The sequence below is a fragment of the Nocardia albiluteola genome, from assembly GCF_018860155.1.
GTDB lineage: Bacteria > Actinomycetota > Actinomycetes > Mycobacteriales > Mycobacteriaceae > Nocardia > Nocardia albiluteola.
This window is the reverse complement of sequence record NZ_JAHKNI010000002.1, coordinates 288713-312160: the sequence shown is the minus strand read 5'-3', so window position 1 is coordinate 312160 and position 23448 is coordinate 288713. Positions and strand designations below refer to the sequence as shown.

Here is a 23448-nt window from a genome sequence, read left to right as displayed (position 1 = left end):
CCGATCCTCACACCGAGGGTCGGTCGGGGCCTTGCGACCCCGCGCCATGTGACGCGAGTGACTCCCGCCGAACTCCTCGAACAGATTCGAAAAACACCACGCTGGAGCGGATCCGAGGAAAGACGATCCTCCGCGAACAAACAAATGCGAAGCCGGACACACCATTTTACGATAACGGGACTATAAACATTCGAAAACCGAATCATATATATGAAAGGCCCCCGTAATGCGTTTTCTTTGCATCACGGGGGCATTTCAGTGGATATTTCAGGCGCTGATCTGCTGCTCGATCTGCTCGGCCAGCCCGCGCAGCTTCGCGGCGAATTCGCGGGCCGCGGCGGGATCGCCGCCGGACCCCTGGACGACCCGGCGGGTGAGCGCGGCCAGCCGGGATTCGGCGGTGCTGAACACGTCGACGGGCCGTTCGGCCGGCTCACCGGTCAGTTCGCCGCGCAACCAGGCCTGCAGCCGCTGCACCGCGCGCTCGGTGTCGAACTCCCCCGGCAGCACGGCGACGGCCTCGCGCAGCTTGCCGGCGGTGATCTTCACATCGCCGCTCGCGAGCGTGGCATAGACCGCGACCGCGGCGTCCTCGCCGTGCTCGGCCGCTATCGGCAGCAGTTCGCGGATCTGCCCCTCGTTGATGCCCGGCGCCATCGGATGCAGCCGTGCGGCCAGCGGCCAGGCGCGAATCAGCTTGTGCGCGTAAGAACGCTGCATGTCCCACCGCTGCTCGACATAGTCGTCGAAACTCGCGTACGCGTTGCGGTAGAGGCGGCCGTCGCGCACGATCTGCAGTGCCCGACCGGCGGCCCAGAAGGCGATACGCAACGTCCCGATCGAGGACTCGCACGCCGAGAGCTGCGTCTGCTCGCCGGTGGACAGCGGCCCGGCCCCGGCCGCGGGCAGCGGCATGGTGAGCACATTGGCATCCGAATCGGGCTGCGGCGCAATGATCTCCAACGCCGCCCCGGACAGCCCCAGCTTCGACACCGCCGTCAGCGCGGCCCCCGAACGGACCTGCCGGCTCCACTCGGCATCGCGCAGCGGCGATACCGCGGGCGTGTGCTCGGCGGAATCGGCCAGCGGATTGGCGGCGGGCGCGGACCCGCCGATCATGGATTTCCTGCGTTGCGGAGGCATCAGGCGGGCACCCCTCGGGGATGGAGAGCCGGTGAAGCTTGCGGAACCGGCGGGGCGGGTAAGCCCAGCGCGACGCGATAGGGCGCCACGAGTTCGTCGCCCACCCGCCGGTATTCGCCGAGATCCAGCAGCGGATTCTCTGCGCCTTCGCCGACTTCCCCATCGGCGGCCTCTCGGTACCATTTCCAGGCGCTCACATAGGATTCGAACACCTCGTAATCGGCGTTCTCCAGATGTGCGCGCTGCGTGCGATATTCGGTGGAGACGTTGACACCGTTCTTCATGGTCACCGGGACCTTCGTCATCAGAACCCGGACCCGGATCTCCCGCGCCGCGTCGGCGGCCGCCTCCTCGGCGGCCCGATAGGTGCTGGGCACTCGTTTCACCTCCGAGGGACTCACGCTCGTCAGCAGGACGAGCTCATCGGTCGACGGAATGGCGGCCTTGAAGATATCCGCGGATTCTCCCCCGGCGTCCACGATCACGACGTCGTAGTCCGCGGCATTGTCGGCGATGCAATCGGCGACGTGCCGGGACGGGAATGCGATGAGCGCGAACGGCATATCCACCTCGGCGCGGTTCAGGCGCCGGTACCAGGAATATCCGGTCTGGCTCAGCGGGTCTGCGTCGATCACCAGCACGCGCAGGCGATGCACCCGCGCGAAATATCCGGCGAGAAAGAAGGCGGACGTGGTTTTACCGACTCCGCCCTTCAGATTCCCCAGCGTCACCACCAGGGGTTTGGGTAGATCGAGTTCAGCAACAGAATTCGTCATGGACGGTCCTCCCGTAGTGAGGAGTAAAACTGTGCGGGAGCAGTCTTACACCCGCGAACTCCGGAACGTTCGATTTACGCGGCGTGTCCAATTGGACACGATGTACTGCCGCACCACACCCGAACGAACGCTCCGGTGTATCCAATTGGACACAGCCGGGTCCGATCCGAATCCCGGGCGGTCACCGCGAATCAATCGTCGAGTAGTGCGTCTACGAGTCGGCGCGCGAATTCCTCGTTCGTACCCGGCACCGAGAACACCACCCGGAAATACAGCGGCGCGACGATTCGGTCCAGCACCGTGTCGAGCGACGGCGGATTCTCGCCGCGCTCGCGGGCGGCGACCAGAACGGGTTCGAAACGATCGCTCACCCGGCGTAGGCATTCCCGCATTCCGGCCCGGCGCTCATCGATATCGGAGGCCACTTCGGCGCGGAAGAATGCGATACCGCCCGGGCGGCTCAGGTCGGCCAGTGTCCATACCGCAATGCCGGCCAGGTCCGCGTGCAGCTCGCCGATCGGTTCGGGGGCCGATTCGGACTGCCGCGTGGCGATCTCGGCGAGCAGTGTGGGCAGACCACCCCAGCGGCGGTAGACCGTGCTGGCGGTGACCCCGGCGCGCGCGGCGACTGCCGGAACCGTCACCTGGTCCGCCCCCAGCTCGGCGACCAGTTCGGTCGCGGCCCGATGCACCGCCTCCCCCACCCGGGCACTGCGGCCCCCTGGGCGGCGGGTGCGGATCTCGGCGTTCACCCAGCCATCCTAACGCAAAGATGTTTGCATTAATTAAAATCCCGTCGTATGGTCACTAAAGCAAACATATTTGTTTTAAGGAGATCTCATGACCGACACCGCCTACGCCCTCGGCAAGCAGTTCCACGCGGCACTGTCCACCGGCGATTGGACCGCCATCCGAGCCCTGCTGCACGACGACGCCATCTGGTCCCTCCCCGGCGACAACACCGTCTCGGGTATCGCCGTCGGCGGCGACGCAGTGGTCGAGCGGGCCCGCACGATCGCCGGCTACGGACTGCACTTCGAGCTGCTGCACATCCTGGTCAGCCGCGAGAACGTGGCCCTGTCCCTGCACAACACCGCCCGGCGCGGGGATGCCGTGCTCGACGAGTACCTGTCGACGGTGTGCCGCCTGCGCGAAGGCAAGATCGCCGCGATCGAGACCTACCTGTCGGACGTGCCCGGCATGAACGCGTTCTTCGTCTGAGCCCACCACGAACCGCACCCCGCCCGCACTCATCCATGCCGACAGTGCGGATCGGGGCGAGCGGGCATCAGGCGGCAAGAACTCGTGTCCCACACGATCGAACCGATCCGGGGGCCGGGCATGCCTGTCGACGCCGGGAACGCGCCGGGTACAGTGACTGCGTGCACCGAATCTTCACCGTCACTCCGCCCCCTGCCTCCTGAGCGGGGTGGTTCACCGGCCGGGCCGTCGAGGCTGCCCGGCTGATTCCTGATACCGGTTCATCACACGAACCCGGGTGACAACTGCCCCGCGCCGAGAAGTCTTCCCTCTCTTCGACGCAGGAGCACAACACATCATGCCCGTCGATCTCGTCGCGCCCACGCGCGACCGATCAGCCATTTCCCTCATCGCGGCCGGAATACTCTGGGGCACAGGAGGTCTCGCCGGTTCGCTGCTCGCTCGGCAGGCGCATCTGCAGCCACTGTCGGTCGCGACCTATCGACTGCTGCTGGGCGGGGTCATCGCGATCGCGCTGCTCGCCGTATCCGGCGGGCTGCGCGGGCTGCCGCGCTCCCGGGCCGCACTGCGCCGGATCCTGCTCAGCGGGGCGCTGCTCGGATTCTTTCAGGGCAGCTATTTCGTTGCGGTGCACTATATTTCGGTGAGCATCGCGACGATGGCGACGATCGGGACGCTGCCCGTCTTCGTCGCCCTCGGCACCGCGATACGCACCCGGCGGCGACCAGACGCCGCGACGCTCGCGGCGATCGCCGCCGCGGTCGCCGGACTGGTCCTGATCACCTGGTCGCCGGGCGGCATCGCCAGCGGCTGGAAACTCGTTGCGGGCGTAGGCTTCGCACTGCTGGCGGCGGCGGGATTCGCGGTGCTCACCCTGCTCACCCCCACACCGGTCGAGGGGCTGGATCCCTTGCGCACCACCGCATTCGGCATGCTCACCGGTGGCCTACTGCTGTTGCCGGCAGGACTTGCGGGTGGGATGGCCCTCCCCCTGCATCCCGGCACGCTGGCGACGGCCGCCTACCTGGGCAGCGTGCCAACGGCAATCGCGTACACCGCCTACTTTCGCGGATTGCGCACGGCGGCACCCATTTTCGCCGCCATCGCCGCGCTGCTCGAGCCGCTCACCTCGGCCGTGCTGTCGGCGGTGGTGCTCGGCGACCGGCTGACCGTACTCGGCTGGTGCGGGGCGGCCCTGCTGATCGCCGCCCTGGCGGTTACCTCACGCCGCTGATCGAGCCGGGCCATGCCGTCGGGCGTTTCGGTCCGGCCCGCTGCAGCGAGCTGTCCGGCCGCCCGGTCCTGCCCCGCCGATCATGTGGTCCGCCAATGCTGCCGGGGTGGACACCCAGCGGCCGCCACCGCCAGCAGGGCCGAGGTGGCGCCCGGCATTCGCGTGTCCCCTCATGGATGCGCGAATGCTCACGAAGTGGATCGGAGCGGTAGACGGAGCTGGGTGCGGGTCCGCATTACGCCGGTTCGGGCACGGCGGCGGGCGCCGGATCGGCCGCCCGGCGGGGGAAGGTGAATTTCGTGGACAGGTAGGCGAAGACGGGGCCGAGGAAGTTCATGGCGACGACCGAGACCCAGGCGGCGAGCGGATTGCCGCCGTGGAAGCCGAATCCGCCGAAATAGGTGGCGAAGTAGGAGGCGAATCCGAAGAACATTCCGGGTATCAGGGAGAACGGGCCGAGCCTGCCGGTGTACATCAGCGCGCTGTTGACCACCAGGATGATCAGGGCCAGCACCGCGTCCTGTGCGATACGCGAGTGGCCGAACGCCGTGCCCACCTGCTGATCGACGAGCACGATGAGCAGAGCGAACGTGGATCCGGCGGGCATGGCGGCCCACAGCCGGCGCGCCACCGCCACGGACGGGCCGCCGGCCAGAAAGGTGCCCGCCCAGCTGATGAATATCGCCCACGGCGGCAGATTCAGCGCGGTGCCGCCGATGAAGGCGGTCAGCCCGGCCAGCAGGGAGGCGGCGATTTCGTGGGGGACGCGTTCACGCATGGGACAGCACTCCGGAATCGAGATCAGTGGTAACAGAACTGGGGCGCAACAGCTCCCGGGTGACGGTGGTGCGCGCCACCACCCGGCCGCGCTTGATGACGTAACAGCGGTCCGGCCGGTCCAGCAGTGCATCGGACACCCGCCGCGTGGACAGCACCACCAGATCGGCCACCGCGCCCGGCCGCAGTCCGTACCGGTCGCCGATGCCCAGGATGCGCGCGGGTCCCTCGGTGACCATGGCCAGCACCCCGGCCATATCCCGCTCCCCCGACAGATGCCCGGTCTGCGCCAGAAACAGCCCGATGTCGAGCAGATCGGCATTGCCGAAGGGCGTGAACGCATTTCGGACATTGTTGGACGAGACCGCGGTACGCACCCCGGCCTCCCACAGCTCGCGGACCGGCGCGACGCCGCGGCGGACGGCGACGGTGTCGCGGCGGCCGCCCAGATGCATGTCCGTCGCGGGCAGCGGCACCACGGCCACTCCGGCTTCGGACAGCCGCAGCATCGTCGCCCGGCGTTCGGCCGCGGGGCGGCCCGCGAGGGATGTCATGTGCCCCAGCGCGACTCGTCCCGACATGCCGGTCCGCGCGGTGATCTCGGCGATGCGGTCGGCCAGCGCGAACCGCGGATCGGCGTCGTCGTCGGCCAGATCGGCGTGCATATCGATCGGCACACCGAATTCGGCGGCCAGCTCGAAGACGATATCGATGTGCCGATGGCAACCGGCGAGATCCGCCTCGTTATAGCAGCAGCCGCCCACCACGTCCGCGCCCAGGCGCAGCGCTTCGCGCAGCAGTTCCAGGGTGCCGGGCGCCTGCAGGATGCCCTCCTGCGGGAACGCCACGATCTGCAGATCGAGCCGGTCGCGGTATTCCTCGCGCAGCTCGAGCAGGACGTGCACGCCCAGCAGGCCGACGATCGGATCGACGTCCGGGTGGGCGCGAATCACGGTGGTGCCGTGGGATATCGCGAGATCCAGCACCTGCCGGGCCCGCGCGCACACCGATTCGGGGGTGAAGCCGCGCTTGAGCTCCCCGGTCACGGCGATCGCACCGGCCAGCGTGCCGTCCGGATCGGCCCGTTCCCGGTCCAGCAGCGCCTTGTCCACGTGCAGATGCGCCTCGACGAGCCCGGGGATGACCACGCGGCCATCGCACGGAATCTCGGCGTCGCCCGAAATCGCCAGGGCTGGACCGATTTCGGTGATGTGCCCATCGTCGACGGCGATATCGACCGGACCGGTGTCGTCGGCGATGCGGGCGGTGCGGAGTACGAGATCCGCCATGAGAACCTCCAGAAAGAGCAGGGGCCCGTTCTGTATATGAAGGCCGTGTTTCGCCCGCCCGCCGGAAATTTGTCCGGCGCGTTACCAAGTCCTCCCCGGGCAGGCCGGATATTTGCCGAACGGGGCGTCCATCAGGCATATGCCGATTCACCGACTGGATGCGTGCACCCCTTTCGGAGAGATGGCAATTCACCAGCTATCTACCGGGTGGGACTATTCACAGGACCTAGCGGTGCCCCGGTTCGCGATGGTTGTATACGACCCACTCTTCCCGCCGCGCTCGAAGGATGGTCGATGACTCTCGTGCAGCCCCGCTCCGGTCCCCGCTCCGGCGATATCTACCTCGACGCCGATCCCGATCGGATTTCGTGGGGTCTGCTGCCCAACGCCCTGTCCGAGCCGGTGCTGACCGTCGACTCGGGCACCGCGGTGTGCCTGGACACGATCAGCCACGAGGGCATTCTCGAGGATCAGGGCCGCGACCCGGCGGCCTTCTTCGCCGCGGCGGGTATCGCCGAAATCCTCTCCGACACAGCCATTGTCGCCGCATCGCGCAGCCACGACCCGGCCACACAGGGGCCGCACGTACTCACCGGGCCGATCGCGGTCACCGGCGCCCGGCCCGGCGACGTGCTCGAGGTCGAGGTACTCGAGCTGCTGCGCCGCACCGACTACGGGGTGATCAGCAACCGGCACGGCCGGGGCGCGCTGCCCGGCGAATACCCGCTGGCGCCGGCCGGTCACACCCCCGGCGAGCCGGTGCCGCCCGTGTGCACGATCGCCACGGTCGACGAGGCCGAGCGCGGCGTCATCGCGATCGGCGACGGGCGCTCGCTGCGGTTCCCGCTCAACCCGTTCCTGGGCATCATGGGCGTGGCCGCCGCGACCGAGGATCCGGTGCATTCGGTCCCGCCGGGCCCGCACGGCGGCAACCTCGATATCCGGATGCTGGGCGTGGGCGCGAAGCTGTATCTGCCGGTACAGGTTTCCGGCGCGATGTTCTACGCCGGGGATCCCCACTTCGCGATGGGCGACGGCGAGGTCGCGCTGACCGCGTTCGAGGCGCCGCTGCGCGCGACGGTTCGGCTGCGTGTGCACAGCGATCCACAGATGCGCACCCTGGCGAAGGTGCTGGCGACCCCGTTCGCCGAGACCCGCGAGGATCACCTGCTGATCGGGCTGGACCGCGACCTGGACGCGGCCGTCGCGCAGGCCACCCGCAACGCGATCGCGTATCTCGGTGAGCGGCACCGCATTCCGGCGCCCGTCGCGCTGGCCTACCTGTCGGCCACGGCGGATTTCCGCATCTCCCAGGTCGTCGACCTCGTCAAGGGCGTGCACTGCTGCATCCGCAAGAGCGATCTCGAGGGACTGTGAACGGCTTCGTATCCTGGTTACCGGTCATCGACGCGCCCGTGGGCATGCGATTGGCCGTGAAGGACGTCTTCGACGTCGCGGGCATGCCGACCGGTGCGGGCAATCCGCGCTGGCTGGCCACGCATCCCATTCCGCAGCGCGATGCCGCCGCGGTGCGCGCGCTGCGCGCCGAATTCACCGTCGTCGGCAAGACGCACACCGACGAGCTGGCCTACAGCCTGACCGGAACCAACGCCCACTACGGGACGCCGGTGAATCCGGCCGCGCCGGACCGGATGCCGGGTGGCTCGTCGAGCGGCGCGGCCACCGTCGTCGCGGCCGGGCTGGCCGATCTGGGCCTGGGCACCGACACCGCGGGGTCGATCCGCGTACCCGCCTCCTATACCGGCATTTTCGGGCTGCGCCCCACGCACTCTCGCGCACCACACGACGGAATCGTCCCGCTGGCACCGTCCTTCGACGTACCCGCGCTACTCGCCCGCGAGCTGGGCACGCTGCGGGCGGGCGCCCGGCTACTGCTCGCGGGCACGGGCGCGGACACCCGGCCACACACCATCTGGTGGCCCGCCGACATCCCGGTCGCCGATCCGGTGCGAAAGGTGCTGCGCGGCACCCTGACCCGGCTGGTCGGTGCGGGATTCGAGCTCACGACCGCGCCGTTGTTCGAGGCCGGCGGCTGGGACCGTGTCCGCGCCGCGTTCAGCACGGCGCAGGCCGCCCAGGTGTGGGAGCAGCACGGCGATTGGGTGCGCCGGGAGCGGCCGATCTTCGGCCGCAACGTCTCCGCGCGCCTCGAGCTGGCCTCGGCGGTTACCGCGCGGATGGCGAGCGAGGCGCGCTCGGTACTGCGCGCGGCCTCGGACCGCGTCCTGCGCGCCCTCGGCGACGACCGGGTGCTGGCGCTGCCCGCCACCCCGTATCCCGCACCACTGCTGGAGGATCCGGGATCCGGCCGCGCCGCGGTGGTCGAGCTCACCTGCCTCGCACCGATTCTCGGTGCACCAGCGCTGAGCCTGCCGGTCGCCCGCATCGACGGCCTGCCCCTGGGGCTTTCGCTGATCGCTCCGCCGGGGCACGACGAATCGTTGCTCGCCACCGCGGAGCTCCTGAGCTGAGCAGGCCGTTGCGGCCCGCGCACCGCAACGGCCCACCGGGCGAAGGAGATTCGCGCGGCGGGCCGTTGTGGAACGGCTCAGGAGACCGTGGTGGTCTCCGGCGTCCCCGGCGCATCGTTGCGCGCCAGCACTGAGTGACGGCGGCTGTAACCGAAGTAGATGATCATGCCGATCACGAACCAGACCGCGAACCGTATCCAGGTGATCGGCTGCAGATAGGTGATCAGCCAGATCGAGAAGGCGATACCGACCAGGGGCACGATCGGCATCAGCGGGGTGCGGAAGGTACGGGGCAGATTCGGCTGGCGGTAGCGCAGCACGATCACCGCCGCGCATACCACCACGAAGGCCAGCAGAATGCCGATATTGGTCAGCTCGGCCGCGGACCCGATCGGCATGAACCCGGCGATCAGCGCCGACACCGCGCCCGCGATCCAGGTGATGCGGGTGGGCACGTGCCGGGTCGGGTGGGTCTTGGCGAACCATTGCGGCAGTAGGCCGTCACGGCTCATCGAGAACCAGATGCGGGTGACGCCGAGCATGAAGGTGAACAACACCGTGGTGATGCCGACGATCGCGCCCACCGCGATCAGGCTGCCCAGACCGCTCAGTCCGACGGACTTGAACGCCGTGGACAGCCCGCTCTTGGGGTTGATGTCCGTGTAGTGCTGCATACCGGTCAGCACCAGGCAGACCAGCACGTACAGCACCATCGAGATGCCCAGCGAGTACATGATCGCCTTGGGCAGATGGCGTTTGGCGTCCACCGACTCCTCGGCCGCGGTGGACATCGCGTCGTAACCGAAGACTGCGAAGAACACCGTCGAGGCTCCGGTCACCGCACCACCGAAACCGAACGGGAAGTACGGGTGGTAATTGCCGGACTTGATGTAGAAGACGCCGACCGCGATCACGATCAGCACGACCACGACCTTGATCGCCACCACGGCCGTCTCGAACTTCGCCGCGGCCTTCATGCCCATGTTGAGCAGGAAGGCGATCAACAGGCACAGCAGCGCCGCGAACAGGTCCACCTTGTGCCCGGAGCCCGTGCCCGGCGCACCGAGGATCGCCGTAGGCAGGTGAACGTGCAGCTGCTCCAACAGATATTCGATATATCCGGAGATGCCGATGGCGACCACCGCGACGATCGCGGTGTACTCCAGCAACAGATCCCAGCCGATGAACCAGCCGACCGGCTCGCCCAGCACCGCGTACCCGTAGGTGTAGGCCGAACCCGCCTTCGGGATCAGGCCCGCGAACTCGGCGTAGGACAGTGCGGCCGCGGCGCTGGCGACGCCGGCGATGAGGAACGAGATCAGCACGGCCGGACCCGCCGTGCCGTGGGCCACCGATCCGGCCAGCGCGAAGATGCCCGCACCGATGATGCCGCCGACGCCGATCGCGGTCAGCTGCCACAGGCCTAGGACCCGTTGCAGCCCGCTGGACTCCTGCTCCTCGATCTGATCGATGGGCTTGCGCCGGAAGAGAGCGCTGTTTGCTGAACTACCTGGCATGCGTTGCTCCTTGTACTACCTGCTCGGGGCAGTGTAAGTGTGAGCGATAGCACCCAGATTGTCCGGGTTCATGAATAAATTCGCACGATTTCGTCCGACGGGACAAGCATGACGTCCTACGACTGTGCGTGGCGTGCCGTCCTCCGATGGCAGGAAAGGTGGGAACTTCGTCATTGCGGACATCCGTGCGGCGATCGACGATCGACTTATGACGCGCACCGTCCTGATCGTGCTTTTCGACGACGTGCAGGGCCTCGACGTGACCGGCCCGCTCGAGACGTTCGCGGGCGCCGAGCTCGCGGTTCCGGGCAGCTATCGGATCCGCACCGCCTCGCTCGACGGTGCGCCCGTCCGCACCTTCAGCGGCCTGCGGCTGGTGCCGGACATCTCGCTCGCCGCGGCCGAAACCCCGCACACGCTGGTGGTTCCGGGCGGTCAGGGCACATCGACGCCCGATCCGCGGCTGATCGACTGGCTCCGGGAGCGGCGGCCGGAGCGGCTCGTCTCGGTGTGCAGCGGCGCGTTCCTGCTCGCCGCGGCCGGCCTGCTGGACGGGTGCCGGGCCACCACGCACTGGGCGCAGTGCGACCAACTCGCGCGTGCCTATCCGCGTGTCCGGGTCGCCCCCGAGCCGATCTACGTCCGCGACGGCCACATCGCCACCTCGGCCGGGGTCACCGCCGGCATCGATCTGGCCCTGGCGCTGGTCGAGGAGGACCTCGGCCGCGAGGTTGCGCTGACCGTGGCGCGGCACCTCGTGGTCTTCCTGCACCGGCCCGGCAACCAGTCCCAGTTCAGCGCGCGACTGACCGCGCAGACCGCGCACCGGGAGCCGCTGCGCGAGGTCCAGCACTGGATCGGGGACCACCTCGGCGAGGATCTGTCGGTGGAGGCCCTGGCCGCCCGCGCCAGATTGTCCCCGCGTCATTTCGCGCGCGCCTTCCACCACGAGACCGGGATGACGCCCGGGCGGTACGTCGAGCGGATCCGGCTCGAGCACGCCCGCCGGCTGCTCGAGGACACTACCGACAGCATCGGCGCAATCTCGCGCGCCTGCGGGTACGGCACGCCCGAGGCCATGCGACGCGCGTTCGTTCGGGCGCTGGGCGCCGCGCCGGCCGAGTATCGCCGCCGCTTCCGGCCGATGCATCCGAACACCGAATCACACAGTCCTACAGCGGTTTAGAAATCACAACCCAACCGGGAGACAATCATGCAAATCGCCATCGTCCTCTACGACCGGTTCACCGCCCTCGACGCGGTCGGCCCCTACGAGGTGCTCAGCCGGATCCCCGGCGCGGAAACGGTTTTCGTGGCCGAGCAGGCCGGTCCCGTGCGCAACGACAACGGCGGTACCCTGGGCCTGGTCGCCGACCGCACGCTCGACGAGGTGGACCGGCCCGACATCGTCCTGGTCCCCGGCGGACCGGGGCAGATCGCGCAGATGGACAACGTTCGCCTGCTGGACTGGCTGCGCGCCGCCGACGCCGCCAGCACCTGGACCACGTCGGTGTGCACCGGCTCGCTGCTGCTGGCCGCCGCCGGGCTGCTCGACGGCCGCCGGGCCACCTCGCACTGGCTCGCACTGGACACGCTCCCCGAATTCGGCGCGACCCCGACCTCCGAGCGGGTGGTGTTCGACGGCAAATACGTGACGGCGGCCGGGGTGTCGTCCGGGATCGATATGGGTCTGGCGCTGCTCGGCCGGATCTGCGGCGACGACCATGCCATGGCCGTGCAGCTGTTGACCGAATACGATCCGCAGCCGCCGTACGACGCCGGGTCGCCGCTGAAGGCGCCCGCCCATCTGGTCGAGAATGCCCGCGCCGCAAGCCGTTTCATCATGTCCTGAGCCGTCGAAACGGGCCGATCTCAGCCGGGCTCGGCGGTGACCGTGATCGTCGTCCAGCCGCCGACGTGGATGCGGTCGCCGCTGCGCAGGGGCATCGGGGTGCGGGGCGGGATCAGGTCGTCGGTGCCGTTGAGGCTGGTGCCGTTGGTGGAGCCCAGGTCGGTGACGGTGAGGCCGTCGGCGGCGAGGTGGATGCGGGCGTGGGAGCGGGAGACGCCGATATCGACCGGGGCGATGCCGAGGTCGATGTCGGGCTCGACGCCCTGCGAGACGCTGCGCTTGCCGATCAGAAAATCGGTGCCCTGCAGGGAAATCCGGCGTTCGGGGTAGTAGCCGGGGAACTCCACGCGCTCGGCGTCGGGGCCCTTGCGGGCCAGTACGCGCTCGTAGAATTCGCGGTCCGCGGCGATGGTGGCCATCCAGCCCGCTGTGGCCGACGACGGATCCGCGGACACCTCACCGTCCGGATGCGCGATCACCGTCTCGGCGACGGCGTTTGCGACGACGCTCCCGGGCGAGGGCAGGGCCGAATCGTGCCCGCACACCTCGCAGAACCGCCCGGAGATCGCCGCGCCGCAGGCCGGGCACTGCGCCGCGGCCTGCGGCGCCGCTGCCTGCACCGCACCGCCGAGCGCCGCGCCGCACACGTCGCAGTAGTCGGTGGCGGTGGTCTGATGGCCGTCGGGACAGGTGAGCACTAGGACTCCTTTCGAACCCGGGCGGTCTTGGTCGATCGCGCGTCCAGGGCCATCTCGTCGAAGGTGTCGACATTGCGGCGCAGCCGGACGGTTCCGGTGTGGTCGTCCACCTCGACGACGTTGCGCAAAAGCTTTGCGGTGCCCTCGTTTCCGGACTCCGCGGCCAGCTCCACCGCCCGCTGCAGCTTGGCTGTCGCGGTATCCAGATCGCCCTCCTTGCGCGCGGCCAGCCCCTCCTGCACCGCCTGCGCGAGCTCGGCCTGGCCGGTGTAGTGCGCGACGCGGCGGCTGATCCGTGCCGACAGCTCCGAATCGGTGGTCCAGGTCGCCTTCACCAGGCCCTGGCCGATGACCTCGTCGCCGGCGACGACGCTGATGCGCGCGGCCAGTTTCTCCCGCCCGGGCGCGGCCGGGTCGACCCGCACCTGCACGTGGTAGTCGCGATCCTCCGCACCCCACGCACCCAGCGAATACTGCCCCACCTGCGCCCCGGTCTCGGTGCGGCGGCCCGTCAGGTCCTCGATGTTCGGGGCGACCTGTTTGACGAAGCGCACCGTCGCCCCTGCCGGATTCCACACCCGCAGCGTCAGGTCCGGAATCGCGCGGCCCATCGACACCTGCATCATCGCGCGGAAGTCGGCCACGAGTTCCGAACCCGTCTTGATCACGTCGTAGCCGCCCAGCAGCCCCGAGGAAATGGTGCGCAGCTCCTTGACCATGTCGCCGCCGCCGACGCCGCGGCAGTCGCAGGTGAACTTGCCCTGCGACAACCGGATCTCCTCGTCCAGATGCGCGGGCTCCTCGTGCTCGTTCTTGCCGTCGGTGAGCAGGATGGTGTGTGCCATCGCCTGCGGATACTGGCCGGCGACCTGGCGCGCCACCCCCAGCCAGCTCCCCATGGCGGTGCCGCCGTAGGGGCGCAGCGTGTCCAGGGCATGCCGGGCGGCGAAGACGGATTCGGGATCCTTGCGCCGCAGCGGCCCGCGCGTGGGAAAGATCACCTCCCCCTCGTGGGTGCCCTTCACCAGTGCGAACAGGGTGCCCTCGGCCATCTCGTCGAGGGCGGCGAGGGTGGCCTCGCGCGCACCGGCGAACCGGTCGCCCGCGGCCATCGACCCCGAACAGTCGATGATGATGATCTCCAGGCGCTCCTGCACCGGGGCGGGCGCGGAGAAGTCGGCACCGACCTGCACCGTGACGATGGCATCGACGGTGTCGACGCCCTCGGCCAGATACTGGTTCTGGTCGATGTCGACCGAAATCCCCTTGGTTGCTTCCGAACTCAACTTTCCACTCCTCGCCACTCCGACATACCCACGGGCGCGAGCGCGACGGTGATGTTGTCGCCGCCGCCGGCGCGCAGGGCGTACTCGACCAGACCCCGGGCCGCCTGCCGGGCCGGCGCGGCCGTCGCGATGGAGGCCAGGCCGACGGCATCGGACAGGTAGTTCCAGAGCCCGTCGCTGCACAGCAGCAGCACGCCGGGGCCGCGCACCTGCACGGTGGTCACCGCGGTGTCGGCGGCCCGGTGCTCGGAATCGGCGCCCAGCCAGCGGACCAGCGCATGCGCGCGCGGATCCTGCATGGCCGCGGCCTCATCCATCGCCCCGTGCGCCACCAGGGCCTGCGCCCACGAGTCGTCCACGGTGAGCCGGCGCGAGGGCGGCATGCCGCGGGCCTCGTCCGGGCACAACCAATACGCCCGGCTGTCACCGACACTCGCGACGGTGATCTCGAATTCCCCTGGGCCGCTGGCCCGCAGCACCGCAGCAACGTAGGTGCAGGACGGGGCGTGCCCGGCCCCGCGGGAGGTCCCCCGCACGGCATCGAAGGCCGCCTCGAGTCCCGCCATGACGGCGTCGGGGGCGGCGCGATCGGCGGCCAGCGCGGCCATACAGGCATCGACGCCGCCGCGCGCGCCGGCGGTTGCGGCCAGCTGCGGATCCTCCGAGGTGGACACCCCGTCACACACGGCGATCACGATCGCGGGGCCGGACGCGTCGTCGAGCACTGCCGCGGCGACGGCGTCCTCGTTGCGCGCGTGCACGAGGCCGCGATCGGTGATCAGCTGCACCGCACCGAGATCGGACTCGCTGCGGTCCGGCGGGCGTAGCAGCGCGCCGCAGGCGATGCAGTAGCCGTCGGCGTCGAAATCCCGGGCGCCGCATTCGGCGCAGGCCGCCGCGGGATCGATGCTGCGATCCGGCAGCAACGCGCGGCTGATCGTCAGTTCGCGACCGCATTCCTCGCAGAACCGGTCCGCGACACCGATTCTGGACCGGCAGCCCGGGCAGTGCAGCCCCACCATCGCGCTCATAACGTCGTCCTGGGCCGAACCTGGTTGGCGCGGTCGACCAGTGCGATCCGGCCCCACATGTCACCGGCATCGTGGGCCAGATCCCGGTAGCAGCCCTCCAGTCCGGTGCGCACGCCGGCGTGGGTCAGAGCGTGGCCGAGCAGCGGAGCGGGCTCGGTGGCGGCATTACCCGCGGACAGCCAGTCCAGTGCCGCGTCCAGCACCCCCCGGCGTACCTGTGCCGCACGATATTTAGATTCGATGACAAGCCTTTCGACTCGGCTGCCGCCCTCACGCAGCAGCTCTTCGGTGATATCGGCCGGATCCCGGCCCGCCAACAGGGTCTGTGCCGCGGCGATCGCCGCGTCGGTGTGCCGCGCCGAGGAGGGGTCGACCTGATCGAGCACCGCGACCGCCGCCTCGCGATCCCCGGCCGCGCGGCGCAGCCGGGCCAGGCCGAAGGCCGCGCTGACGAAGCCGTGATCGGTGCGCCAGATCGATTCGTAATACCTTGCGGCCCTCGCCGATTCGACATCTGGGTCGATATCGGCGGCGGCGCAGAGCTCGGCCGCGGCGGCCAGTGCCAGCTGCGGGGCCGTCTCCCCCGGAAGCGCACCGTGCACGGCGTCGAATTCCGCTGCGGCGGCATCGAATTCACCGACCAGCAGCCTGGCCAGGCCGCGGTACCAGGTGAGCCGCCAGTCCTCGTCGATCCGCGCGGCCAGTTCGTCGATGCGGCGTTGAGCGTCCACGGCATCGCCGGTCTCCAGGGCGGCACGGATCAACCGCAGCGGGATCTCGACCGACTCGCCCTCCCCCGTCACCACCGCGCGCAGGCCCGCCTCGAGCGCGGGCCCGAGCTCGGCCGGGGTGACCCCGCTCGTCGTGGCCAGCAGCGCCGCGCCGCTGTCGGAGGGGTCGACCAGCGGAACGGGCAGCGCCGCAACGACATCGCGGGCACCGAGTCCGGCCGGAGCCTCACCTCCCAGGACTGCGGCACCGCGCCCCGCATCGCCGCCACCGAAGGATTCGACAGCAGATCGAGCAGGCGAATCAGCCCGGGCGGCGGTCAGATTCGAATTCTCGTCGGCGCCGGCATCGACGCCGAACACCCCGCGCGGCGGACCGAAGTTCACCGACAATCCCGGATGCGGCACGCCGCTGGTGGCCGAGAGCACCGTGCGCAATACGCCCGTCAGCTGATCGGCCATCTCCTCCATGGAGGCGAACCTCGCCTCGGGATCGGCATCGGTGGCGCGCACCAGGAATCTGTGGAGGGATTCGTGCGCCTCGAGCAGCGGCTCGGACAACGGACCCGGCAACTCCGCGAAATGGCCGTCGCGCTGGGGCACGGCCAGCATCAGCACCGCCAGGGTGCGCCCGACGGTGTACACCTCCGAGGCGATCGTCGGCCCGGTCTCGGCGATCTCGGGCGCCTGATATCCGGTGGTGCCGTACAGGGGGCTGTCCCGGTCGTCCATCGAGATGACTGCACCCAGATCGATCAGCTTCAACTGCTCGTCGGACTGCATCACGTTGTCCGGCTTGAAATCACAGTAGGCCAGGCCCAGCGCGTGCAGGTATCCCAGCGCGGGCAGCATCTCCAGGATGTAGGCGATGGCCTGCTCGGGCGGCAGGAACGCGCCCGTGGCCTCGCGCCGGCGGCGCAGCAGCTGCTTCAGGGATGCGCCGCCGACGTACTCCATCACGATGTAGCCGACCGGAATCCCCTCCGGCCCCGCATGTTCCACGAAGTTGAAGATCTTCACGATATTGGGGTGCTCGACCTGCGCCAGGAACCGGCGCTCGGCCAGCGCCGCGGCCATGGCGTCCGGATCCTGCGAGTTCAGCAGGCCCTTGAGCACGACCCAGCGGTCGCTGACGTTGCGGTCCACCGCCAGATAGAGCCAGCCCAGCCCGCCGTGCGCGATCGGGCCGAGGACCTCGTACTGCTGTCCGATCAGCTCGCCGCGCCTCAGTTTCGGGGTGAACGAGTACCGGGTGCCGCAGTGCGAGCAGAATCCCTCGGCACGGCCGGGCGTGCCGTCCCGCGAACGCCCCACCGGGCGTTCACAATTCGAGCAGAAGCGCTTGCCCTCGGGCACCCGGGGGTCGGCGAGCACGGCGGTGGACGGGTCGACCCGCGGCACCCGCGGCACCTCGACCATCCCGGCGCCGAGACGGCCGCGGCGAGACCGGGACGTGGTGGATCGGGTGTGGACGGTTCTGGTGCCGGTGCGTCCGGCCCCAGCGATCCCCCCGGTCGCCGGGGTGGACACGCCGCCGCCGGGCCGACTGGTCGAAGCCGCGATCCCGCAGGTATCGCACACCCCGTTGGAAATCGTTCCGCCGCAACAGTGTTCGCCGCAACGCTCACCCGCCGCGGCGGCACCGTGTGCCGGTGCGGTAGCCCGGCCCGCCGCGGCAGGCTCGGGCGGTGCGTGCGGCGCGGCCGACTCGGGCGCCGTGCCGCAGACATCGCAATAGCCCCCGACAATCGTTCCCCCACAACCGAGTTCGGCGCACTTCGTCGGACCCGTCGGAATTCCGCCCGCCCGCAGACCGCCACCGGTTTCCCGCTCACCGCTGCGGCGGCCGCTACCGGGGCGCGAGTTCGACCCGCCGCCCGGACTCTTCCTGCCCCTCCGACTCATCCCGGCCTCCCCGATACCTCCGCGATGACCTGCTGATAATCCGTGATCGCCCTGGTCGCCGCCGCCAGATCACAGGGTCGGCGATCGAGCAGGCCCGCAGCAATCCTGTTGGCGGACAACACATCCTGCTGTTCACTGACCCCCAGGCGGGCGGCCTTGACCTGGTAGGCGGCCAGCCGGCCGCGCAGTTCTGCGCGCCGGTCCAACAGGCCCTGCGCCAGGTCCACCGCCCCCTCGGCGCGGGCCAGCGCCGCATCGATCCGGCGGCGTAACTCCAGCAGGGACAGCGCGGCGGGCCCGCCGGACGGCCCGGCGGCCAGCGCGTCGAGTTCGGCGCGCAGCGTGCCGGTCTCGTCGGCGGGCACGGGCAGTGGCGCGGTGCGGATCTTCTCCTGGGCCTGCTCCCGAGCCCGTGCGGCCCGTTCGACCGCGTCCCCGATCGAATCCAGGCGAGACCGGGTCCGAGCAATCGCGGCGGGCCAGTCCGCGCTCAGCTCGCGCAGCTCGGCCAGGCCCCGGGCCTCTCGATCCAGCCGCCGCGCCAGCTCCGCCGCACGGGCATCGATTCGGTCCGGGGTGAGCGCCAGTGGGTCGGTCGCCGAGCGGCCCAGCAGATCGGTGACGCCCTCGGCGATCGCACGCAATTCGGCTGTGACGCCGCCGAATTCGTCCAGCCTGGTCTGCACGGGGGTCAGCGCGGCCAGCACACGGGTATTGACCGCGTCGACCGCGTCGAGGAATTCCGCGATCTCCGGGAAGGTGGTGCGCATGCGGTCCAGGGTGTCGGCGATGCCGACGAAGAGCACCTGCTCCGTGGGCCCGGTCAGGGTGCGCTGTGCCATGGGGATGGGGGTCCGCGACACCTCGTGCGGGCGATCGCGCAGCAGGCGGGTGAGTTCGGTGCGATCGGCATCGGTGGGCTTGTGGCGGCGGGCCCGGATCGCGCGCGCGGCCTCCAGGATATCCCGCACCCGGCCGAAGTCCTCCCACATCAGTTCCAGCGCCTGCTCGATCGGGCGCCAGCGCCGCTGGGTCTCGCCGGTGGGCGGAAATCCGCGCAACAATACCAACCCCGGATGCTTGTCCAGTTCCAGGAGGGTGGCGGTGATCGCCTCGATTTCCCTACCGCGCGCGGCCAATTCGTTGTCGATCTCGATGGCCGTCAGCGCGTTCATCGGTCTCATCGCCGGCTGTAATCGGGCTGGGGCGGGCCGGGCGAGGGGCCCAGCGCGCTCAGGTCTGCATCGTACAGCCGCTGCCAGGTGCCGTTCCCGCGCAGGCGGTCGAGCACGCCGTTGACGTAGCCGACCATGTCCCGCTCGCCCTTCGGCACCCCGACCGCGTAGTCCTCGTATCCCAGTGCGCCGCCGACGATCTGGAGGTTGCCGTCCTGCGCGGCCAGCCCGGCGAGAATCGGTTCATCGGTGCTGACCGCGTCCACCTGGCCCTGCTGCAGCGCCACCAGGCAGTCGGTCCAGTTCGTCACGCCCAGCACGCTCGGCGGTTTCGGCAGATGCAGCGCGAACAGCCGATCCGCCGAGTCGGCACCCACCGTGACGCACACCCGCTTGCCGCTCAGATCGGCCGCGGAGTTGATGCCGGAATTGCGCGCGGCCAGAATGCGTTGCGGCGCAGTGAAATACACACCCGAGAAGTCGACGTCGTTGCGCCGGTCGCAGGTGACGGAGAACGTGCGGACCACCAGGTCCACCTGATGGTCGGTCAGCGAGGGTACCCGCTGGGCCGTGGACACCGAGCGCAGCTCGATCCGGTTCGGGTCGCCGAACAGGGCCCGGGCGATTTCGCGCGCCAGGTCGATGTCGAAGCCCTGCAGCTGTCCGGTGGCAGGATTGCGGAACCCGAACAGATAGGTGTTCTGGTCGACCCCGACCGTGAGCCGGCCCTTGGCCACGATCCGCGCCATCGTGCTGTCCGGCGCGAAGTCGCCCGAGGTCGGCGGGTAGCTGGCCGTCAAATCCGAGCAGTGTCCGCCGGCGTCGGCGGAGGGGGTGATCGGCTGGCTGTCGGGCGGCAGCGGCCGCACCGGCGCCATCGACGGGTTGTTCGGCACCGCCGCGTACGCGCCGCAGCCCGCCAGCAGCCCGGTGGCCACCAGCGCGGCCACCGACCGGCCCAGTCGTGCGCGCCTCACTGGAACTCCTTCAACCGCGGCCACAGTCCGGCGACGACGGCGGCGGCCGCGATTATCATCAACACCAGTGTGCCCTCGGCGCTGCCGATCCAGGCGTCTCCGGCCGCGGAGATCTGCCCGCGCAGCTGTACCCGGGTCTGGTCCAGGTGATCGCGCACGGAGGTGTCCAGGGTGGTGAAGGTGGTGACCGAAGCCTTGGGCGCGGCGCCGATCGCCTGGTCGACCGCGGCCGGGAAGTTCGCCGCGTTGTAGCTCGTAACCTGTCTGCCGTGCCCCGTCATCCAGTCCGAGAGCTGGCCCAGCAGCGGCGAACTCGCCCCGGCTCCGGCGGTCAGCCGGGCACGCAGCTGGGTGGTCTTGTCGGTGAAGTCGGCCTCGGTGGTCGTGGTATCGCCGCGGGTGATCAGCTCGAGGGTCTCGTCGGTGCGGGCCTGCTGCCCCAGAATTCGTGCCTGGGCCAGATTTTCGGTGCGCGTGGTGGGGCCGGACCCTCCGGTGTCGACCGAGGTGGTCGAGACGAGGGTGGCCGCGACGATCCACAGCAGCGCCACCGCCGCGGCGACCGCGGCGGCGAGCAGGCCGAGGTTGAACAGGCGGTTGGTGCGCCGCTGCAGGATTCGGGTGCCCAGGACCGCGCCCCCGAGCACCAGAATCAGCAGCCCGATCGCCAGCCACGGCAGCCCGGTGAGGGCGCGCTGGTCGGCGCGGACCGCGGCGAAACGATCGGTGGTGAGCTCGGCGGCGCTGGGCAGCAGCGACTTCTGCATCAGCCCCGAGGCCTCGCGCAGGTACGCCGAACCGACCGGGAAGCCCTGCCGGTTGTTCGCCCGCGCCGATTCGACGAGGCCGGCGTAGGCGGGCAGGTCCGCGTCGATCTCGCCGACGATGCGCCGGGTCTGCGGGTCGTTCGCCCCGGCGGTCGCGGTGGCCAGCGCATCGGCGGCGTCGGCGAGGGCCTGCTGGTACTGCGACCGGATCTGCGGGGATTCGATTCCGCCGGTTAGGAATGCGGTGGCCGCGGAGGCGTCGGCCTGCGACAGCGCCACGTAGAGGTTCTGCGCCGCATTGTCCAGCGGCTCGGAGCGAGCCAGGGTGGTGTCGCGGCGACTGATCTTACCGCTCAGCTCGTTGGCGCACACCAGGCCGGTGACCAGGCACAGCACGACCGCGGCAGCGGCGATTGCCACGATCACCCCGGGGGTGGTCGCGGCGATCCGCCGCAACCAGTTCGCACCCCTGCGAACCGGTGCTGGTAGACGAGGTCCCAAGCTCCCTCCCCCTCCTGACATGCCGTGCGCGACATCCGGATCCGAGGGCAGGCCGGACGATCGCGTCATCCGGCTCCCCGCCCGGCGCCGGAGTCTCGAACGCGATCGTACGGGAGCGGCTGAGGGTTCGCCGAACGATTTCAACTGTAGACAGATGATGTCATCTGCCTTAACGTCGAGACATGAGTGATGTTTTGTCTCACGGAGCGCGCTTCGAGCTGCGCTCCGGCGACACCTGGCACGACCCCTGGACGATGTACGCCGCGCTGCGGGAGCACGATCCGGTACATCACGTCGTCCCCACCGGGCGCGAGAACGAGGACTACTACGTGCTGTCGCGCTACCGCGACATCTACGAGGCCGTGCGAGATCCCGAAACCTTCTCCTCGGCACAGGGTTTGACCGTCGACTACAACAACCTGAGCGAGATCGGCCTCGGGGACAACCGGCCGTTCGTATTCACCGATCCGCCGGATCACACCGTATTCCGCCGCCGCGTCGCCAAGGGCTTCACCCCGCGCCAGGTCCAGGAGATCAGCCCCGCGGTAAGGGATTTCGTCGTCGAGCGGATCGAGCGGCTGCGCGCCGCGGGCGGCGGCGACATCTCCGCCGAGCTGTTCAAACCGCTGCCCACCATGGTCGTGGCGCACTATCTCGGTGTGCCCGAGGAGGATCGGGCCAAGTTCGACGAGTGGAGCGAGGCGATCGTCGCGGCGTCGGCGACCGGACCGGACGGCGTGCTGAACGCGCAGGCCGCGGTGACCGAGCTGATGCAGTACTTCACGGGACTGATCGACAAGCGCCGCGCCGCGCCGGGCGAGGACACCATCTCCCACCTGGTGGCCTCCGGGCTGGGCGCGGACGGCGACATCGGGGAGATCCTGCAGATCATCGGGTTCGCCTTCACCATGGTGAGCGGCGGCAACGACACCACCACCGGAAACCTCGGCGGCGCGGTGCAATTGCTGACCCGCTACCCCGAACAGCGCGCGCGGTTGCTCGCGGACCCGGGTCTGATCCCCGGCTCGATCGACGAGTTCCTGCGGCTCACCTCGCCCGTGCAGAGCCTGGCGCGCACCACGACCCGCGACGTCGAGCTCGACGACGGCGTCATCCCCGCGGGCCGGCGGGTGCTGCTGCTCTACGCCTCGGCCAATCGCGACGAGCGCGAATTCGGTTCCGACGCGGCCGAACTCGACATCACCCGGAACCCGCGCAACATCATGACCTTCGGCAACGGCAACCATCACTGTCTCGGCGCGGCCGCGGCGCGCATGCAGGCCACGATCGCGCTGACCGAATTGCTGGCCCGCTGCCCGGATTTCACCGTCGACATCGAGAATGTGCGGTATTCGGACGGCAGTTACGTGCGGTGGCCGATCAGCGTGCCGTTTACGGTTGCCGCATGACGGACTGGCTGGGCGAACCGCGGTCGCTGCGCGCGGCCGAACGCATCCTGGACGCCGCGGCGCGGCTGTTCGCCGAACGCGGGGTCGCCGCCACCCAGATGGCCGACATCGCCAAGGCCGCCGGCTGCTCGCGCGCGACGCTGTACCGCTATTTCGACAGCCGCCAGGCGGTGCAGCTGGCCTTCGTGCACCGCGAGGCCCGTCGCGTCGGCGCCCGGGTGAGCCAGGAGATCCGGGACATCGCCGATCCTGGCGAGCGGGCCGTCGCGGGGATCGCGGCCAGCCTGCGGGAGGTGCGCGCGGATCCGCTGCTGATCGCCTGGTTCCGCCCCGACGACGCGGGCCTGACCCTCGAGATCGCGCAGACCTCGCAGGTCATCGAGGGCATCGCCGCCTCGCTGTTCGGCACGGACGCCCTGCCCGACGAGGGCGAGCTGTCGATGCTGGCGCGCTGGCTGACCCGGGTGATCGTCTCGCTGCTGACGGTCCCGGGCCACGACGAGGCGCACGAGCGGGAGATGCTGCGCCGCTTCATCGCCCCGCTTTTCATCCCCGCCCAGCCCTGAACGCGCCGGCTCACCCGCGAGAGCGAGCGGTGGGGGGGGGGGGGGGGGGGGGGGGCGCCCCCCGCCCCCCCGGAGAGGGCGGGTGGGGGCATAGCGGGGGTGGT

The 23448-nt window shown here is 69.7% G+C and carries 21 protein-coding genes; 8 read left to right on the top strand and 13 right to left on the bottom strand.

Annotated features, from left to right (window positions below; all coding sequences use genetic code 11):
* Positions 1-267: 267 nt before the first annotated feature.
* The 3 genes from KO481_RS07425 to KO481_RS07415 all read right to left on the bottom strand — a co-directional run bounded on the left by KO481_RS07425 (position 268) and on the right by KO481_RS07415 (position 2671).
* The gene (locus KO481_RS07425; RefSeq protein ID WP_215916244.1) at positions 268-1119 is read right to left on the bottom strand and encodes a hypothetical protein; all 852 of its coding nucleotides are present in this window, start codon (positions 1117-1119) and stop codon (positions 268-270) included.
* Between the two features lie 23 nt (positions 1120-1142).
* Positions 1143-1919: a ParA family protein gene (locus tag KO481_RS07420; RefSeq protein ID WP_215916243.1), complete on the bottom strand. Its 777-nt coding sequence runs from the start codon at positions 1917-1919 to the stop codon at positions 1143-1145.
* A 191-nt stretch (positions 1920-2110) separates the two neighbouring features.
* The gene (locus KO481_RS07415) at positions 2111-2671 is read right to left on the bottom strand and encodes a TetR/AcrR family transcriptional regulator (protein ID WP_215916242.1); all 561 of its coding nucleotides are present in this window, start codon (positions 2669-2671) and stop codon (positions 2111-2113) included.
* Positions 2672-2759: 88 nt separating this feature from the next.
* Here KO481_RS07415 and KO481_RS07410 point away from each other — a divergent pair, with 88 nt between their 5' ends.
* Entirely contained in the window at positions 2760-3140 is a 381-nt protein-coding gene (locus tag KO481_RS07410; RefSeq protein ID WP_215916241.1) for a nuclear transport factor 2 family protein, read from the top strand.
* A gap of 337 nt (positions 3141-3477) precedes the next feature.
* Complete coding sequence (locus KO481_RS07405; RefSeq protein ID WP_215916240.1) at positions 3478-4374, top strand: DMT family transporter; 897 nt, start codon at positions 3478-3480, stop codon at positions 4372-4374.
* Between the two features lie 235 nt (positions 4375-4609).
* Here the strand turns inward: KO481_RS07405 and KO481_RS07400 are convergent, their stop codons facing one another.
* Entirely contained in the window at positions 4610-5152 is a 543-nt protein-coding gene (locus KO481_RS07400; protein WP_215916239.1) for a DUF1097 domain-containing protein, read from the bottom strand.
* On the bottom strand, positions 5145-6440 hold the full coding sequence (locus KO481_RS07395) for an amidohydrolase family protein (protein WP_215916238.1): 1296 nt from the start codon (positions 6438-6440) through the stop codon (positions 5145-5147). The genes KO481_RS07400 and KO481_RS07395 overlap by 8 nt, the downstream gene beginning before the upstream one ends.
* Positions 6441-6734: 294 nt before the next feature.
* On the opposite strand from KO481_RS07395, the gene KO481_RS07390 reads away from it, so the two are divergent.
* Complete coding sequence (locus KO481_RS07390; protein ID WP_215916237.1) at positions 6735-7817, top strand: acetamidase/formamidase family protein; 1083 nt, start codon at positions 6735-6737, stop codon at positions 7815-7817.
* Positions 7814-8932, top strand: a complete 1119-nt coding sequence (locus tag KO481_RS07385) for an amidase family protein (protein ID WP_215916236.1) — start codon at positions 7814-7816, stop codon at positions 8930-8932. The genes KO481_RS07390 and KO481_RS07385 overlap by 4 nt, the downstream gene beginning before the upstream one ends.
* Positions 8933-9009: 77 nt before the next feature.
* On the opposite strand, the gene KO481_RS07380 is transcribed toward KO481_RS07385, so the two are convergent.
* Positions 9010-10449, bottom strand: coding sequence for an amino acid permease (locus KO481_RS07380; RefSeq protein ID WP_215916235.1), 1440 nt, complete (start codon positions 10447-10449; stop codon positions 9010-9012).
* Positions 10450-10657: 208 nt separating this feature from the next.
* On the opposite strand from KO481_RS07380, the gene KO481_RS07375 reads away from it, so the two are divergent.
* Entirely contained in the window at positions 10658-11635 is a 978-nt protein-coding gene (locus KO481_RS07375) for a GlxA family transcriptional regulator (RefSeq protein WP_215916234.1), read from the top strand.
* A gap of 27 nt (positions 11636-11662) precedes the next feature.
* Positions 11663-12301, top strand: coding sequence for a DJ-1/PfpI family protein (locus KO481_RS07370; RefSeq protein WP_215916233.1), 639 nt, complete (start codon positions 11663-11665; stop codon positions 12299-12301).
* 20 nt (positions 12302-12321) lie between these two features.
* Here KO481_RS07370 and KO481_RS44265 read toward each other — a convergent pair whose 3' ends face one another.
* The 7 genes from KO481_RS44265 to KO481_RS07335 form a co-directional block, all read right to left on the bottom strand.
* The gene (locus KO481_RS44265; protein WP_215916232.1) at positions 12322-12999 is read right to left on the bottom strand and encodes an FHA domain-containing protein; all 678 of its coding nucleotides are present in this window, start codon (positions 12997-12999) and stop codon (positions 12322-12324) included.
* Positions 12999-14285: a vWA domain-containing protein gene (locus KO481_RS07360; RefSeq protein ID WP_215916231.1), complete on the bottom strand. Its 1287-nt coding sequence runs from the start codon at positions 14283-14285 to the stop codon at positions 12999-13001. The genes KO481_RS44265 and KO481_RS07360 overlap by 1 nt, the downstream gene beginning before the upstream one ends.
* Complete coding sequence (locus KO481_RS07355; RefSeq protein WP_215916230.1) at positions 14282-15316, bottom strand: PP2C family protein-serine/threonine phosphatase; 1035 nt, start codon at positions 15314-15316, stop codon at positions 14282-14284. Before KO481_RS07355 ends, KO481_RS07360 begins: the two co-directional genes overlap by 4 nt.
* On the bottom strand, positions 15313-17793 hold the full coding sequence (locus KO481_RS07350; protein ID WP_372451975.1) for a serine/threonine-protein kinase: 2481 nt from the start codon (positions 17791-17793) through the stop codon (positions 15313-15315). The genes KO481_RS07355 and KO481_RS07350 overlap by 4 nt, the downstream gene beginning before the upstream one ends.
* A gap of 152 nt (positions 17794-17945) precedes the next feature.
* Positions 17946-19124, bottom strand: a complete 1179-nt coding sequence (locus KO481_RS07345) for a hypothetical protein (protein ID WP_215916228.1) — start codon at positions 19122-19124, stop codon at positions 17946-17948.
* A gap of 5 nt (positions 19125-19129) precedes the next feature.
* On the bottom strand, positions 19130-20101 hold the full coding sequence (locus tag KO481_RS07340) for a glutamate ABC transporter substrate-binding protein (protein ID WP_308166401.1): 972 nt from the start codon (positions 20099-20101) through the stop codon (positions 19130-19132).
* Entirely contained in the window at positions 20098-21324 is a 1227-nt protein-coding gene (locus KO481_RS07335; RefSeq protein ID WP_215916227.1) for a GlnX family signal transduction membrane protein, read from the bottom strand. Before KO481_RS07335 ends, KO481_RS07340 begins: the two co-directional genes overlap by 4 nt.
* 227 nt (positions 21325-21551) lie before the next feature.
* Here KO481_RS07335 and KO481_RS07330 point away from each other — a divergent pair, with 227 nt between their 5' ends.
* Complete coding sequence (locus KO481_RS07330) at positions 21552-22778, top strand: cytochrome P450 (RefSeq protein WP_215916226.1); 1227 nt, start codon at positions 21552-21554, stop codon at positions 22776-22778.
* Positions 22775-23344, top strand: a complete 570-nt coding sequence (locus KO481_RS07325) for a TetR/AcrR family transcriptional regulator (protein WP_215916225.1) — start codon at positions 22775-22777, stop codon at positions 23342-23344. The genes KO481_RS07330 and KO481_RS07325 overlap by 4 nt, the downstream gene beginning before the upstream one ends.
* Positions 23345-23448 lie beyond the last annotated feature (104 nt).